12 protein-coding genes are annotated in these 14,065 nt (G+C 48.8%); 10 read left to right on the forward strand and 2 right to left on the reverse strand.

All coding sequences use genetic code 11. The annotated features are described in order from the left end of the window. Positions 1–235: 235 nt before the first annotated feature. Both yhbY and ACXAGX_RS12875 read left to right on the forward strand, forming a co-directional pair. The gene (gene yhbY / locus ACXAGX_RS12870; protein ID WP_474820008.1) at positions 236–532 is read left to right on the forward strand and encodes a ribosome assembly RNA-binding protein YhbY; all 297 of its coding nucleotides are present in this window, start codon (positions 236–238) and stop codon (positions 530–532) included. Between the two features lie 91 nt (positions 533–623). Continuing rightward, the gene (locus ACXAGX_RS12875; RefSeq protein ID WP_474820004.1) at positions 624–1,418 is read left to right on the forward strand and encodes an SDR family NAD(P)-dependent oxidoreductase; all 795 of its coding nucleotides are present in this window, start codon (positions 624–626) and stop codon (positions 1,416–1,418) included. A 47-nt stretch (positions 1,419–1,465) separates the two neighbouring features. On the opposite strand, the gene ACXAGX_RS12880 is transcribed toward ACXAGX_RS12875, so the two are convergent. Continuing rightward, positions 1,466–2,551, reverse strand: a complete 1,086-nt coding sequence (locus tag ACXAGX_RS12880; protein ID WP_474838808.1) for a DUF2891 domain-containing protein — start codon at positions 2,549–2,551, stop codon at positions 1,466–1,468. Positions 2,552–2,570: 19 nt separating this feature from the next. Further along, complete coding sequence (locus tag ACXAGX_RS12885; protein WP_474819998.1) at positions 2,571–4,976, reverse strand: Lon protease family protein; 2,406 nt, start codon at positions 4,974–4,976, stop codon at positions 2,571–2,573. A 276-nt stretch (positions 4,977–5,252) separates the two neighbouring features. On the opposite strand from ACXAGX_RS12885, the gene ACXAGX_RS12890 reads away from it, so the two are divergent. From ACXAGX_RS12890 to rodA, 8 genes are all read left to right on the forward strand, one after another. Further along, a complete protein-coding gene (locus ACXAGX_RS12890) occupies positions 5,253–5,789 on the forward strand; it encodes an SRPBCC domain-containing protein (protein ID WP_474819996.1) in 537 nt (178 codons plus the stop codon). Between the two features lie 117 nt (positions 5,790–5,906). Then, complete coding sequence (leuS, locus tag ACXAGX_RS12895) at positions 5,907–8,513, forward strand: leucine--tRNA ligase (protein WP_474838810.1); 2,607 nt, start codon at positions 5,907–5,909, stop codon at positions 8,511–8,513. Then, positions 8,513–9,031: an LPS-assembly lipoprotein LptE gene (locus ACXAGX_RS12900; RefSeq protein WP_474838812.1), complete on the forward strand. Its 519-nt coding sequence runs from the start codon at positions 8,513–8,515 to the stop codon at positions 9,029–9,031. The genes leuS and ACXAGX_RS12900 overlap by 1 nt, the downstream gene beginning before the upstream one ends. A 9-nt stretch (positions 9,032–9,040) precedes the next feature. Next, positions 9,041–10,066, forward strand: coding sequence for a DNA polymerase III subunit delta (gene holA, locus ACXAGX_RS12905; protein WP_474838814.1), 1,026 nt, complete (start codon positions 9,041–9,043; stop codon positions 10,064–10,066). A 91-nt stretch (positions 10,067–10,157) separates the two neighbouring features. Continuing rightward, positions 10,158–10,475 (forward strand): ribosome silencing factor, encoded by a 318-nt coding sequence (rsfS, locus tag ACXAGX_RS12910; RefSeq protein WP_070124181.1) that lies wholly within the window; start codon positions 10,158–10,160, stop codon positions 10,473–10,475. Between the two features lie 88 nt (positions 10,476–10,563). Beyond that, a complete protein-coding gene (gene rlmH / locus ACXAGX_RS12915; protein WP_474838816.1) occupies positions 10,564–11,034 on the forward strand; it encodes a 23S rRNA (pseudouridine(1915)-N(3))-methyltransferase RlmH in 471 nt (156 codons plus the stop codon). A gap of 2 nt (positions 11,035–11,036) precedes the next feature. After that, a complete protein-coding gene (mrdA, locus tag ACXAGX_RS12920) occupies positions 11,037–12,950 on the forward strand; it encodes a penicillin-binding protein 2 (protein WP_474819973.1) in 1,914 nt (637 codons plus the stop codon). Next, positions 12,947–14,062 carry a rod shape-determining protein RodA gene (gene rodA, locus ACXAGX_RS12925; protein WP_474838818.1) on the forward strand — a complete coding sequence of 372 codons (1,116 nt, stop codon included), beginning with the start codon at positions 12,947–12,949 and terminating at the stop codon, positions 14,060–14,062. Before mrdA ends, rodA begins: the two co-directional genes overlap by 4 nt. Positions 14,063–14,065 lie beyond the last annotated feature (3 nt).

Consider the following 14,065-nt stretch of genomic DNA (forward strand, 5'->3'; position numbering starts at 1 on the left):
AGCTGATCGCATCGTAATCACTACGTGCTGACCGCCCATTGTGTTCAAAAGTCAGATTAAGAAGACTTCATTATCACAACTTTCCCATAAACATCCGCTAAAACAGCTTAACATCTGCACCGTTTGCTTATTTTTTGGCATTCCGGAGGAATGTCATTGGGATTGTGTCGAAGATGGCGTTAGAATACGTAAATTCAAGACGTAACCTATTTTTAATTGTAAGAAATCCGAATAAATGAAACTTTCAAATAAACAGAAACAATTCCTCAAGGGCCTGGCCCACTCTATGAAACCTGTCGTACAACTCGGCGCGAATGGACTCACTGAGGGCGTTGTGGCTGAAATTGACCATGCCCTTTCACATCACGAACTGATCAAAGTGAAAGTGCCGACAGACGACAAAGAAGAAAAAGCACTCATCATGGACGCCATCATTCGTGAGACCGAGTCTGTAAAGGTACAGGCTATTGGCCATGTACTTATTCTGTTCCGTCCAAGCGAAGAGCGTAAAATTCAGTTGCCAAAACAATAATTCTGTTTTCGCTGAATCATTTGTAACAACTTTGTAAACATATTGGTCCGAGGTAAACTTACGTTAACGTAAACGTTTATCAGGACTCAATATGGTGGAAAAAGTTAATCCCCCTTCAGAAACAACGCCAATGGCAGCTGTTATTACCGGTGGCAGCTCAGGGCTAGGTTTCGCAACTGCACAACGACTGTGTCAACATGGCTATCGTGTCGCCCTTTTCGATATCAACCAGGATGCCGGTAGTGGAGCCGCAGCAAAACTGGGCCCTCTCGCACATTTTTTTGCCGTTGATGTTTGTGATGAACATCAGGTTGCCGGTGCACTTACTGAATTTAAACAAATAGTCGGACACATTAACCTTTGTGTTAATTGTGCAGGCATCGCACCTGCAAAACGTTTGCTCAATCGTGACGGTGAAGCGGTCGCCCTGTCTCACTTTACCAATGTGATTAATATTAACCTTATTGGTACGTTTAACGTGGCCCGGTTGGTAGCACAGACAATGGCAGCACAACAACCTGATGCGCAAGGTGAGCGAGGTGTCATTATTAACACTGCGTCTATTGCTGGCTATGAAGGTCAGATAGGCCAAACCGCGTACGCATCCAGCAAAGCGGCGATTGTCGGCTTGACGCTCCCCATGGCGCGCGACTTATCCGCCAGCGCAATTCGGGTAAACGCTATCGCGCCGGGAATAATGGGAACCCCCATGCTTCTTGCAATGCCAGAGGAGGTGCAGAGCGCACTTGCTGCCAATGTGCCCTTCCCGAAAAGGCTGGGCTTGCCTGAAGAATTCGCTCACTTGGTCATGCATATTGCTGAGAATAGTTACATTAATGGGGAAACCATCAGATTGGACGGCGCATTACGTATGCCGCCGAAATAAAAAAGGGGAATGACCTTCCCCTTTCCTTATATTGATTTTCGACTGTGCTAAAGCCCTTCACGCTGTTGCAATGCATACACCGCAAAGCTACCCAACCAATGCGTTCCCTGGTAATTGTTGTCGACTACAGAAGGTAATGCAGAATTAACGTGGGTATCGCCCACCGCTTTTAAATGACCATAAGTGGCTGGAAAAGCTTTTGCCATCCCGTAGAACGTCCACGCACGACTGAAGTTCAAACCGTCAAGATGTACCAGCTTACCATCGCTACGATCGCCCACTTTTGCAGGTGCCAGTGTAAACGCTTTGTCACGCAAGTGAGGTAAGAACGAGTCAGCCCAGGTTAAGAATGTTTTCTCATCCATGACTTTGCGCATCAAGTTGAGTTCTTCAAAGCAAGGAGACAGAAAGTCAAACCCATTAGGTTCCCATGACAGCGGACATTGTTTATCAGTCGCATACCAATCGCTGGCACGATGGGTGATTAAAGCGGCAAGTTCTTTATCACCCACAACCTGAGCGTAGTCGTAAGCCAGTGATAACCCGAACGCCGTGTTGGGGTGTTCCCCAGTGCGAATGGGGTAAACTAATTTAGGTAGAAAACCCTCGAACTTTTCCACCATCAATGTGGTGAGCGGAGCCAGGTTCGTTTCCAGCTCTCTGGCTAACGGGTCGTCCCATTGATGAAGTTCCGCAGCCAGCACCAATAACCAAGCCCAACCATAAGTGCGCTCATAGTTGGCGTTTTCAGGCGTGTGGAAATAAGCCACCTCTTGCTCAATGTTCGCTTGTGTTATGTTGGTTTTGAGAATTTCACGAATTGCCGGCCCTTCACTGATCGTGGGGAAATGACGCAGCAAATTTACTATCATCCAATGGCCGTGCACGCTCGAATGCCAGTCAAAACACCCGTAAAAGGCGGGATGCAACGCTTTGGGCCCCTTCAGGTATTGGTCGTCAGCCAGCACCTGGTTGAGTTTATTGGGGTACTCAACCTGGGTGCAATGTAAAGGCATAGCCGCTAGACGGCTGGCTTCTTCAACATTTAACGATGGGGTGTTTGCAAACGTTAAGGTGGACCAAACAGACGCAGAAGTGACAACAAAAGCGCGGGTCCAGAATTTCAGTGACATCAATGTTCCTTGTTATTATTTATTCATCGTCTCCACCATTCACGATGAGGGCAATATTGTAAAGGCGATTCACCGCATGGTAGTTAACCGTGTTCTTCTTATAGCGGCCTCTGGCAGTCATTGTGCCCGCTTCTTTCTGCATGAGCAGCGTAATAGCATCATCCACCGTTGCCACGGTATAAATATGAAACTGCCCTTTTTTCACTGCATCAATCACCGCTTTATCTAGCACGAGATTAATTGCATTGGATGCCGGGATCACAACCCCCTGATCGCCGGTCAGGCCACGATGCAAGCAAAGGTCGAAATACCCTTCAATTTTTTCATTAACGCCGCCCACGGCCTGCACTTCACCATACTGGTTAATTGAACCTGTCACGGCCAGTGATTGGGTAGCGGGTATTTCAGTGAGGGCCGAGATCAGTGCTATGAGTTCCGCCAGCGAGGCACTATCACCATCGATATGACCATAGGATTGCTCAAGGGCAATGTTGGCAGACAGCGTTAGCGGGAAGTGCTGGGCGTATTTATTGCCGAGATAGCCCGTTAGCAACATCACACCTTTAGAGTGAATTGGCTGCCCTAATTCTACCTCACGTTCAATATCCACCACCCCATTTGCCCCTGCATAAACGGTGGTTGTGATACGAGCGGGCGTACCAAATGCCGTTCCTCCCACTTCCAGCACCGTCAGGCCATTCACCTTACCCACCGCTTTACCTTCCGTAGCAATCAATACGTGGCCTTCCTTGATATCATTTAATAGCGCATGACTTACCCGGCCAGTGCGGCGTTTTTTCGCATTTAGCGCAATTTCAATATGATCCAGTTCTAGGTGGGTATTTTGCTGTTGAGATGCAAAATAGTGCGCCTCATTAATGAGCTCGATAACTTCGGCAAAGTGGGCAGAAAATTTTTGCTGATGTTCTGCCATGCGCAATGAGTATTCCACCAGTCGGTACATAGCTTTAGAAGAAATGCCCGTCATACCGATTTGCTCAACCTGATGACGAACCTTGCCGACAAAATCGAAGACAGACTGGCGGGTTACCGGAATTTCGTAATCGAAATCCACCAGCACCCGGAAAAGCTCATCAAACTCGTCATCGTAATCCTGCAATGTGTAGTACAGATCACGGGAACCGAGCAGGATCACCTTTACATCAAGATCAACCGGTTGCGGGTTCAATGTAATGGCATTCACCATGCCCACATCTTGTTGCGGTAAATCCATTTTTATAGAACCGGATTTAATCGCCAATTTCAATGCGTCCCACACGAAGGGCTGTTCAATCACCTGATCCACATCGAGCAGTAGATAACCCCCGTTAGCGCGGTGAATTGCTCCCGCACGAATCATCCGATAGTTGGTATAAACACTGCCGTGAAGATTAGTATATTCAATTTTACCAAACAGATTCTGATACGTGGGATTTGGCTCGTAGACAACCGGCGCACCATCTTCGAGTTGATGACCAACCAGCACATTGGGTAAATAAAGTTCTTCCAGGTACAGGCGACGGTCCAGTTCATCAGGTTTTTCGTCTTTGCTTTCTTCGGCCAGTAAAGACACGATGGTATCGACCAAATGAGAACGCATATGCCGCAAGGTTTTCAACACACCCAGTTGGCCCGCGTATTTGTGCTCTAGGACTTTGAGCAACGGGCGAATCCCCTGCTCAGCTGTCTTTTTATTAAGCTGGCGTACCCGTTCAGAACTTTCCCGCTTCCAGGCGGGTAATCCTAATAAGCTCTCGCTCAGCCGATTTTCTAAATCGGCAATTAAATCGTAAAAATACTGGCGCTTTTCATCGTCGAGTACGGCGAATTCTTCATCGGTGATGGGCTTACCGTTAACAATGGGAGCAAAGGTGATAGCATTTGATTCGTCGTATAGCGCCACATCATTGGCCTGTGCGTAACGCTCAACGGCATCAATGGCTTCATCGTATCGGCGTTCAAAATCCCGGGAAATGGCCGACTTCTGACGCTGATAGCCAGGATTGTCGAAAGCTGCAGGAAAGGTATCAAGTAAATCATCAATAAGATTACTGATGTCTTTCACCAACGCTTTTCCTTCACCCGGTGCCATTCTCAGTACCGCGGGTTCACGTTCTTCATCAAAATTATTCAGGTAAACCCAATCTTCAGGCGCCGGTAAACTTGCCACCTGTCGTTCAATATAATCTTTTACCAGGGTAAAACGGCCCGTGGCGGGTTCGCCCATTACATAAAGATTATATCCTCGGGTTTTCACACCAAGCCCAAAAGACAAGGCTTCTCTCGCCCGTTCCTGGCCGATGAAAGAGGTATTGACTGCTTCGCTATCTTTGAGCGCTTGATTAATTTGCCGACGATTCAATTCGGGAGAAAGAGAGGGTGCTTGCAATGCTTGCACTGCGCGTGGCGTACTCGAGTCGGTCATAACTTCCTGCTAGTGTTCATTTTATATTTCGGTTGAACTTACCTGTCGACCGGAATTTTTTCGTTCCGGCTCAGCAACACCTTGCTACACATACGTTCAGACACAATTTTAAGGCTAGTGAAGCGCGAAAGATCCCCACTGTCAAACCAAAAACCGGCCAAAAGTGATTATTTTCACCACTCAGGTCAAAATCGTGATGAATCAGCGCTACTTTTGCGCTTTAATGTCAAAAAATAAGATTAAATAACCAACAAAACTCACCAAGAGGGACAATGTATGAAGGCTGTAGCAGGAATTTTTTTCATATTTATTTTATTTCTTGCACCAATTGCCAACGCGAGCCTGGAATCGGTAGCTGACAATGGTTTTGTGGTATCTAACACGGTGACGGTAAATGCGACGCCCGAGCAGTCATGGCATGCCCTTACCGATGATGTCGATAAATGGTGGCCCAAAGACCACAGTTGGTGGAATGGTACGTTCTCCCTAGCGGCCACTGCAGGAGGCTGCTTTTGTGAAACCCGCGATGCGCGGTCGGCAGAGCATATGCGTGTGGTATTTGTTGACCCGGTAAAAACCTTGCGTATGACCGGAGGCCTCGGCCCACTTCAAGGCATGGGCATGTACGGTGCACTAGACTGGCAATTTGGCAAATCGAAGGATGTACCCGGCGCCACCACAATCGCCCTGCGCTATCATGTTCAAGGATACACGGATTCCGGATACGCTGAACTCGCGCCGATAGTCGATCATGTGCAGGGATTACAGCTTCAGGCCCTCGCTGATTTCCTTCAACCAGACGAAACTGACTAAATTCCCACCAGATAAGGATAAAAAGACCGCCTGACTATTGTGGGCGTCTATGGCCGTGGGTTATTCTATGCGGCTAATCACGAAGAGTTTACTACCAACGCGGAAGCCTTATTCACAATGGCCGAAAATCATTACAATCCCAAACAAATTGAACAAGATGTCCAGCAATACTGGGATCAAAACCAATCATTCAAAGCTGTAGAAGATAACGACAAAGAAAAATTCTACTGTCTGTCCATGTTTCCTTACCCAAGTGGACGTTTGCACATGGGTCACGTGCGGAACTACACCATTGGTGACGTAATAAGCCGCTTCCAGCGAATGCAGGGTAAAAATGTACTGCAACCTATGGGCTGGGATGCTTTTGGCCTGCCTGCAGAAAATGCCGCCATTAATAACAATACCGCGCCCGCTAACTGGACCTATTCAAATATTGAATACATGAAAGGTCAGCTTAAGTCGCTGGGTTTCGGTTACGATTGGGACCGTGAAGTGGCCACCTGTAAACCAGATTACTACCGCTGGGAACAATGGTTCTTCACCCGCCTGTATGAAAAAGGCTTGGTATATAAGAAAAATGCAACGGTGAACTGGGACCCGGTTGACCAAACTGTACTGGCTAACGAGCAGGTTATCGATGGCCGTGGCTGGCGCTCTGGTGCACTGGTAGAACAAAAAGAAATTCCGCAGTGGTTTATCAAAATCACCGATTACGCCGAAGAGCTGCTTGCTGATCTGGAGAAACTGGAAGAGTGGCCAGATCAGGTTCGTGCCATGCAAGCGAACTGGATTGGCCGTTCTGAAGGCGCAGAAATCACCTTTAAGCTGACCACGCCGGCTGGCGATGTGGAAGAACTGACCGTTTACACCACCCGTCCAGACACCTTTTTTGGTGTAACATACGTTGGCGTTGCGGCGCAGCACCCAATTGCTGAGTTTGCTGCAAAGAATAGCCCTGCGCTGGCGGCATTTATTGAAGAATGCAAAAACACCAAAGTGGCAGAAGCGGAACTGGCCACGATGGAGAAGAAAGGTTGTGATACGGGCCTGACAGCCATTCACCCATTAACGGGTGAAGAGGTGCCAGTGTGGGTAGCCAACTTCGTGCTGATGGGTTACGGCTCTGGCGCAGTGATGGCAGTACCTGGCCACGACCAGCGCGACTGGGAATTTGCCACCAAGTACGACTTACCGATTAAACAGGTTATTGCTCCTGCGGAAGGTGCTGAGAGCGCGTGTGATCTGGCTGAATCTGCTTATACCGAAAAAGGCACATTGATTCATTCTGGCGAATTTGATGGTTTGGCATTTGAAGACGCGTTTAACGCCATTACCGATAAGCTGGAAGCTGCTGGATGTGGCACACGTAAAGTTAACTACCGTTTGCGCGACTGGGGCGTAAGCCGTCAGCGTTATTGGGGTGCGCCTATTCCCATGCTGAACCTGGAAAACGGTGAAAGTGTTCCGGTTCCGGCAGACCAGTTACCGGTGGTACTGCCTGAAGACGTTGAAATGAATGGCGTTACCTCACCGATTAAAGCCGATCCGGAGTGGGCGAAAACCACGTTTAATGGCGAGCCAGCGCTCCGTGAAACTGACACTTTCGACACCTTTATGGAATCGTCGTGGTACTACGCTCGCTACAGCTGTGCGCAAAATGGCGATGCCATGCTCGATCCTACCCAGGCAAACTACTGGCTGCCGGTTGATCAGTATATAGGTGGTATCGAACACGCCATTCTTCACCTGCTTTACTCACGCTTCTTCCACAAGTTATTGCGTGACGAAGGTTTAGTTGATTCTGACGAGCCGTTTAAGCGCCTGCTGTGTCAGGGCATGGTACTGGCCGATTCATACTTCAGTGAAGACGAAGCCGGCAAGAAAACCTGGTATTCACCGCTGGCCGTTTCCACCGAGAAAGACGACAAAGGGCGTATTGTTAAGGCCTGGCTGACAGAAGACGGCACGCCGGTTGAGCATGGCGGCATGACCAAAATGTCGAAATCGAAAAACAACGGTATCGATCCACAAGCCGTTATCGACCAATACGGTGCCGATACTGTACGTTTGTTCACCATGTTCGCCGCGCCACCAGAACAAACACTGGAATGGGTAGACTCAGGTGTAGAAGGGGCTAACCGTTTCCTTAGACGTATCTGGAAGCTGGTTAATGAACACCTTGAAGCGTGTGACAGCCCAGCTGCGGTAGATGCTTCTGCCCTATCAAAAGATCAACAAGCACTGCGTCGTGAAGTGCATAAGACCATCGCTAAGGTGTCTGATGATTTAGGTCGTCGTCAAACTTTCAACACGGCTGTAGCAGCGGTGATGGAACTGCTTAACCACCTGCAGAAAGCACCACAAGAAAGCGACACAGACCACGCCGTCATGCGCGAAGCAATTGAATCAGTGCTTCGCCTGCTTAACCCAATCACACCACACATTAGTCACAGCCTGTGGCAGGCACTGGGTCATACCACGCCGGTTGAACAGTCTGGCTGGCCACAAGCCGACGCAAAAGCCCTGGTGGAAGATGAAAAACTCATCGTGGTACAGGTTAACGGTAAAGTACGTGCGAAAATTACTGTCGCCGCTGATGCCGCTAAAGACGCCATCGAGGCCGATGCGCTGGCTCAGGAAAACGTACAACAATTTATCGATGGAAAGACTGTGCGTAAAATCATCGTTGTCCCCGGTAAACTTGTGAACATTGTAGCTAACTAATGAATGCACTAGTCAGAGGTCTGTTTTTCACTGCAGCCACGCTGGTACTTACCGGCTGTGGCTTCCACCTACGCGGCAACGAAACCTTGCCGCCCACGGTGAACTATGTGGCAGTGACATCCGCGCAGTCACATGCACCGCTTGCTCGGGCACTGAAAAAGCAACTGTCAGTTTATAATCTGAAAGGTGGCAACCTGAAAGACAGCCCTTCTGAAAATATGGCGGTGCTCATTGATATTCAACCTGAACAATTAGAACGCCGACTGCTATCGTTGTTTGCTACTGGTCAGGTAGCGGAATATGAGCTGATTTACGGGGTACGTTACACGGTGACGTTCCCCGGTAAAGCGCCCCTGCCCGCCTATTTTGAAGTGCTTCGAGACTATCAGGACGATCCTCAGCAGGTTCTCGCAAAGTCCAGAGAACTCGAGCTGGTACTCAGCGAGATGCGTGAAGAGGCTGCCGACAAGATTATTCGACGTATAGCCAGCCAGTCTACCCGCGCTGTCGCGGAATAACGGCGCATTATGCAAGTCTACCCCAACCGTTTTAATCAGGAATTACAGCGAGGTTTAAAGCCTTGCTACCTGCTGTTTGGTGATGAACCACAACAGAAATTTTCAATGATTGAAGCGCTGCGGGAAAAAGCCAAAGCGGAAGGTTTTACCGAACGTACCGTGTTTGTTGCCGATAGTGGCTTCAGCTGGAGTCAGCTTATTGAGTCAACACAATCGTTGTCACTATTTGCCTCTCAGCAATTAATAGAGCTGGAATTGCCAACCGGTAAACCAGGCACCGAAGGCAGTCAAACCTTGCAAGCCATTGCGCCCAACCTGGGCCAGGACATACTGCTTTTGGTGCACGGTCCTCGCATTGGAAAAGACGTTCAAAAAGGTAAGTGGTTCAAGATATTGGACGACATTGGCGTGCACAGTATCTGCTATCCCCTTGAAGGCAACAACCTCAACAGTTGGATTCAGCAGCAACTTCAGCAAGCTAAACTTAACGCAGATGCAGCGTGCGTTCGCATGATTGCCGACATGTGTGAAGGCAATATGCTCGCGGCCAGTCAGGAAATTCAAAAACTGTCATTGGTGTTTTCAGGGCAAACCATCACCCCAGAACAAGTGGAAGCGGCGATTGTGGATCAATCCCGTTTTAACGTGTTTCAGTTGGTGGATGTCATGCTAGGTGGAGAACAGCAGCGTTGTATTAAGATGCTCTATCGCCTGGAAAGTGAAGGTATTGAGCCGAATATTTTGATTTGGGCGCTGGTGCGGGAATGGCAAACGCTAACCCAATTACAGGACCAGTTAAAATCGGGGCAACAAATTCAGTGGATGAAATTGGGCATATGGAAAAACCGCCAGGCGGTTTACCAGTCGGCGTTGAATCGGCTAACTCCCGCGCAGATGAAACACATTCGCCAGGAACTCGAACAAGCTGATCTCGCCTTTAAGCAAAACACCGTTGTACGTCCCTACGTAAAACTTGCGCATCTTTGTATGCTGTTTATGGGCGTACCACTAGGTCACCTGCCGGTAATGGAATAAGCCCTTTCGCCTACTGGTGGGATTTAAGTTAAACTTCGCTATAGTTTAGATGTAACCAAAAACTAATTTTTGTGTGATTTGAGGAGAACTTTTGGACAGTAATCAGTTCAAACAATTCGTGTTAGATAAGATTGACGACATGAAGGCCCGCGACATCATTGAACTTGATGTAAGCGGTAAATCATCAATTACCGATTTGATGATCATCTGTTCCGGTAATTCAAAGCGCCATGTTATGGCCATCGCAGATAATCTGCATGTTGAAACCAAAAATGCCGGTCACGCACCGTTAAGCGTGGAAGGTAAAGAAACCGGTGAATGGGTACTGGTAGATTTAGGCGACATTATCGTTCACGTGATGCAAGACGAAGCCCGCGATTTCTATCAGTTAGAAAAACTCTGGGGTTAATCTTAACGAAAACGGGAAAGCATTTTCCCGTTTTTGTTTTTGCTCGTTGTTTTCAGTAGCTAACGAAAAACCGGGAAGTTGTAGAACGGTGAAAATACAGATTGTAGCAGTCGGAACGAAAATGCCGAATTGGGTAACCAAAGGTGTGGATGAATTTATCCGACGCTTTCCTGCCGATATGCCGGTGAGTTTTACAGAAATCGCTGCCGGCAAACGGGGTAAAAATGCCGATATACCTCGTATTTTGCAAAAAGAAGGCGAAGCAACACTGGCTGCAATACCCAAAGGCAACCGCATTGTAACGTTGGAAGTGACCGGTAAACCCTGGGATACCCCGCAACTCGCGCGTCAACTCGACGCCTGGAAAATGGACGGCCGGGATGTCAGCTTATTAATTGGTGGTCCTGAAGGTCTGGCGCCAGAATGCATTGCGGCTTCTGAACAGCGTTGGTCTTTATCGAATCTCACCCTTCCCCATCCATTAGTGCGCATCATTGTTGCTGAGAGCCTGTACCGCGCCTGGTCAGTCACTCAAAATCACCCTTACCACAGAGAGTAGCCATGGCCCGTAAACGTCAGGCTATTCGTGATCACTCAGCTGAAGCTAACCTGTTTGCCCGCCGGGCTGCGGTTTCGCTGCTTATCGTTATAGCCATGCTCGGCATTGTAGTGAGTAATCTGTATGTCTTACAGGTAGAAAAACACGATGCGTACCAGACACGATCGAACGGCAACCGTATCAAGGTATTACCCATTGCCCCAAATCGCGGCCTTATTTACGACCGAAATGGCATTTTGCTGGCTGAAAACCGCCCGGTATTTAGCCTCGAAATTATCCCGGAAGAAGTCGACGATTTGGAAGCGACGTTAGATAGCCTCACCTCGCTCATGGGCATCACGCCAGAAGAGCGTGAGAATTTTCAAAAAACCTATCGCGGCCAGCGTCGATTCAAACCCATCACCCTGCGAACCCAGTTAAGTGAACAGGAAGTGGCGTTATTTTCTGCACAACAACATCATTATGACGGTGTGTCTGTGGAGGCGCGTCTTTCCCGTTACTACCCCTACGGTGAAACCCTCACGCATGTGTTAGGTTACGTGGCGAAAATCAACAAAAAGGACTTACAGAAGCTTGTCGAAGCAGGACAAGAAGCCAACTACGCTGCCACCTACGACATCGGAAAGCTTGGCGTTGAAAAGTATCATGAAGAAGAACTGCATGGTCAGGTTGGCTACCAACAGGTAGAGGTAAACAGTCAGGGGCGCATCATCCGCACATTGAGTATTGATCCCCCCGTCCCCGGCAAAGACATTGTGTTAAATATTGATTTAGCACTTCAGTTGGCGGCGAAAAAATCCCTCAATGGGCAACGCGGTACCGTGGTGGTATCTTCGCCACAAACAGGCGGTGTACTGGCCATGTACTCAAGCCCAAGTTACGACCCCAACTTATTTGTTCACGGCATAAGCAGTAAAAACTACAGTGCGCTATTAAATTCACCTGATCGCCCGCTGATCAACCGTGCGACACAAGGACAATATCCCCCCGCGTCCACCATTAAACCACTGTTGGGCCTGGTGGGTCTGGAAGATGGCGTGATCACCCCGAAAACCACCATTAACGACACCGGTCGCTACCGGTTACCCAATGTAAAACACGTGTGGCGAGACTGGAAAAAGTGGGGCCATGGCAAGGTAAATGTGGTGCGGGCCGTTATGCAATCCTGTGACACCTTCTACTACGACTTAGCCTACAAACTCGGTATCGATAGAATTAGCGAGTCCATGTCTGAATTCGGCTTCGGCGAATATACGGGTGTGGATTTGTACGAAGAGTCAGATGCCAATATGCCGAGTCGAGGCTGGAAAAGAGCGCGCTTTAATCAGCCTTGGTATATCGGTGACACCATTCCTGTGGGCATAGGCCAAAGCTACTGGACTGCCACTCCCATCCAACTGAATCAGGCCATTAATACACTGATTAATCATGGCGAGCGCTACGTGCCGCAAATCATTATGGGCTTTATGGGCGATAAGGGTGAGGTCATTGAAGAACCGTTGAAAACCTGGCGACCGATTGCTGTAAAGGAAAAGAAAAACTGGGATTTAATGCTCGAAGCAATGCATAAAGTGAATCACGACGAAGAAGGTACGGGCCGCCGTTCTTTTTCCGACGCACCTTATCAGTCGGGCGGGAAGTCGGGTACGGCCCAGCTGTTCTCGGTCGCCCAAAACGAGTCTTACAAAGAAGAAGAAGTATCTGAGCACCTTCGTGACAACGCTATGTATGTGGCGTTTGCGCCGTTTGAACATCCGGAAGTCTCCGTTGCCGTTGTGGTAGAAAACGCCGGTGGAGGCAGCTCAAATGCGGCCCCGGTAGCCCGTCATGTTATCGACTTTTTCTTTCGCGAACGGGATTTTATGGACCCAGATTATGTTCCCCCTGAGCAGCAAGGCCAGGAGGTAGGCCAGTGAAACGTACCCAGTTAAAACAAAATCAATCGACGTTGCTGGAACGCATACATATTGACGGCTGGTTACTGCTTGGCTTGCTGGTGTTGATGGTGGTGGGTTTGTACACCCTCTACTCTGCATCGGGCCAGGATATGGGCCAGATGGAGCGACAGTTCACCCGCTTGGGTATTGCCATGGGCGTCATGTTTGTAATGGCGCAGGTGCCGCCCATGGCCTACCGACGCTTATCGACGTACGCGTATATCGCAGGATTGCTCATGCTAATAGCTGTACTGTTATTTGGTGATGTGGGCAAAGGTGCACAGCGCTGGCTAGATTTAAAATTTGTGCGTTTTCAGCCCTCGGAACTGATGAAATTGGCCGTGCCGATGATGGTCGCCTGGTACATCAGCAAATTTACCCTACCGCCCAAACTCATGCAGATTGGTATTGGTTTCGCTCTAGTTATCGTACCCACCATTTTAATTGCCAAACAGCCTGATTTAGGTACTTCGCTATTGATTGCCAGCTCCGGGATTTTCGCCATTTTCCTTGCCGGAATGAGTTGGAAACTGATCGGGTTTGTGGCCGCCCTCGCCGGGGGCTTTACGCCCATTATGTGGTTTTTCCTGATGCAGGATTATCAGAAACAACGGGTTACCACATTTTTGAATCCCGAATCTGATCCTCTGGGCTCTGGGTACCATATCATTCAGTCACAAATTGCCATTGGCTCTGGCGGCCTCGAAGGCAAAGGCTGGCTGCAAGGTACTCAGTCACAACTGGAATTTCTGCCAGAACGCCATACCGACTTTATCTTTGCGGTTTTCAGTGAAGAATTTGGCCTGGTTGGCGTACTCGCACTGCTGGCAATTTACCTGTTTATCATTATCCGCGGGCTGATTATTGCCAATCGGGCGCAGGACGCCTACAGTAAGTTATTAGCAGGCTCTATCACCCTCACCTTCTTTGTTTATGTATTCGTAAACATGGGCATGGTGTCAGGATTATTGCCTGTGGTCGGCGTGCCCCTGCCGCTGGTGAGTTTCGGCGGAACATCAATGGTGACTTTGATGGCAGGTTTTGGCATTCTGATGGCAATCGGTACACAAAAAAGATTCTTATCCCGATAAACT

Source organism: Alteromonas sp. ABV4_515 (assembly GCF_056160345.1).

Excerpts from the sequence above, each read along its gene's own strand:
- ACXAGX_RS12880 (WP_474838808.1), bottom strand. The coding sequence starts at position 2,551 with ATGTCACTGAAATTCTGGACCCGCGCTTTTGTTGTCACTTCTGCGTCT.
- leuS (WP_474838810.1), top strand. The coding sequence starts at position 5,907 with ATGGCCGAAAATCATTACAATCCCAAACAAATTGAACAAGATGTCCAG.
- ACXAGX_RS12890 (WP_474819996.1), top strand. The coding sequence starts at position 5,253 with ATGAAGGCTGTAGCAGGAATTTTTTTCATATTTATTTTATTTCTTGCA.
- ACXAGX_RS12900 (WP_474838812.1), top strand. The coding sequence starts at position 8,513 with ATGAATGCACTAGTCAGAGGTCTGTTTTTCACTGCAGCCACGCTGGTA.
- mrdA (WP_474819973.1), top strand. The coding sequence starts at position 11,037 with ATGGCCCGTAAACGTCAGGCTATTCGTGATCACTCAGCTGAAGCTAAC.
- ACXAGX_RS12885 (WP_474819998.1), bottom strand. The coding sequence starts at position 4,976 with ATGACCGACTCGAGTACGCCACGCGCAGTGCAAGCATTGCAAGCACCC.
- holA (WP_474838814.1), top strand. The coding sequence starts at position 9,041 with ATGCAAGTCTACCCCAACCGTTTTAATCAGGAATTACAGCGAGGTTTA.
- ACXAGX_RS12875 (WP_474820004.1), top strand. The coding sequence starts at position 624 with ATGGTGGAAAAAGTTAATCCCCCTTCAGAAACAACGCCAATGGCAGCT.
- yhbY (WP_474820008.1), top strand. The coding sequence starts at position 236 with ATGAAACTTTCAAATAAACAGAAACAATTCCTCAAGGGCCTGGCCCAC.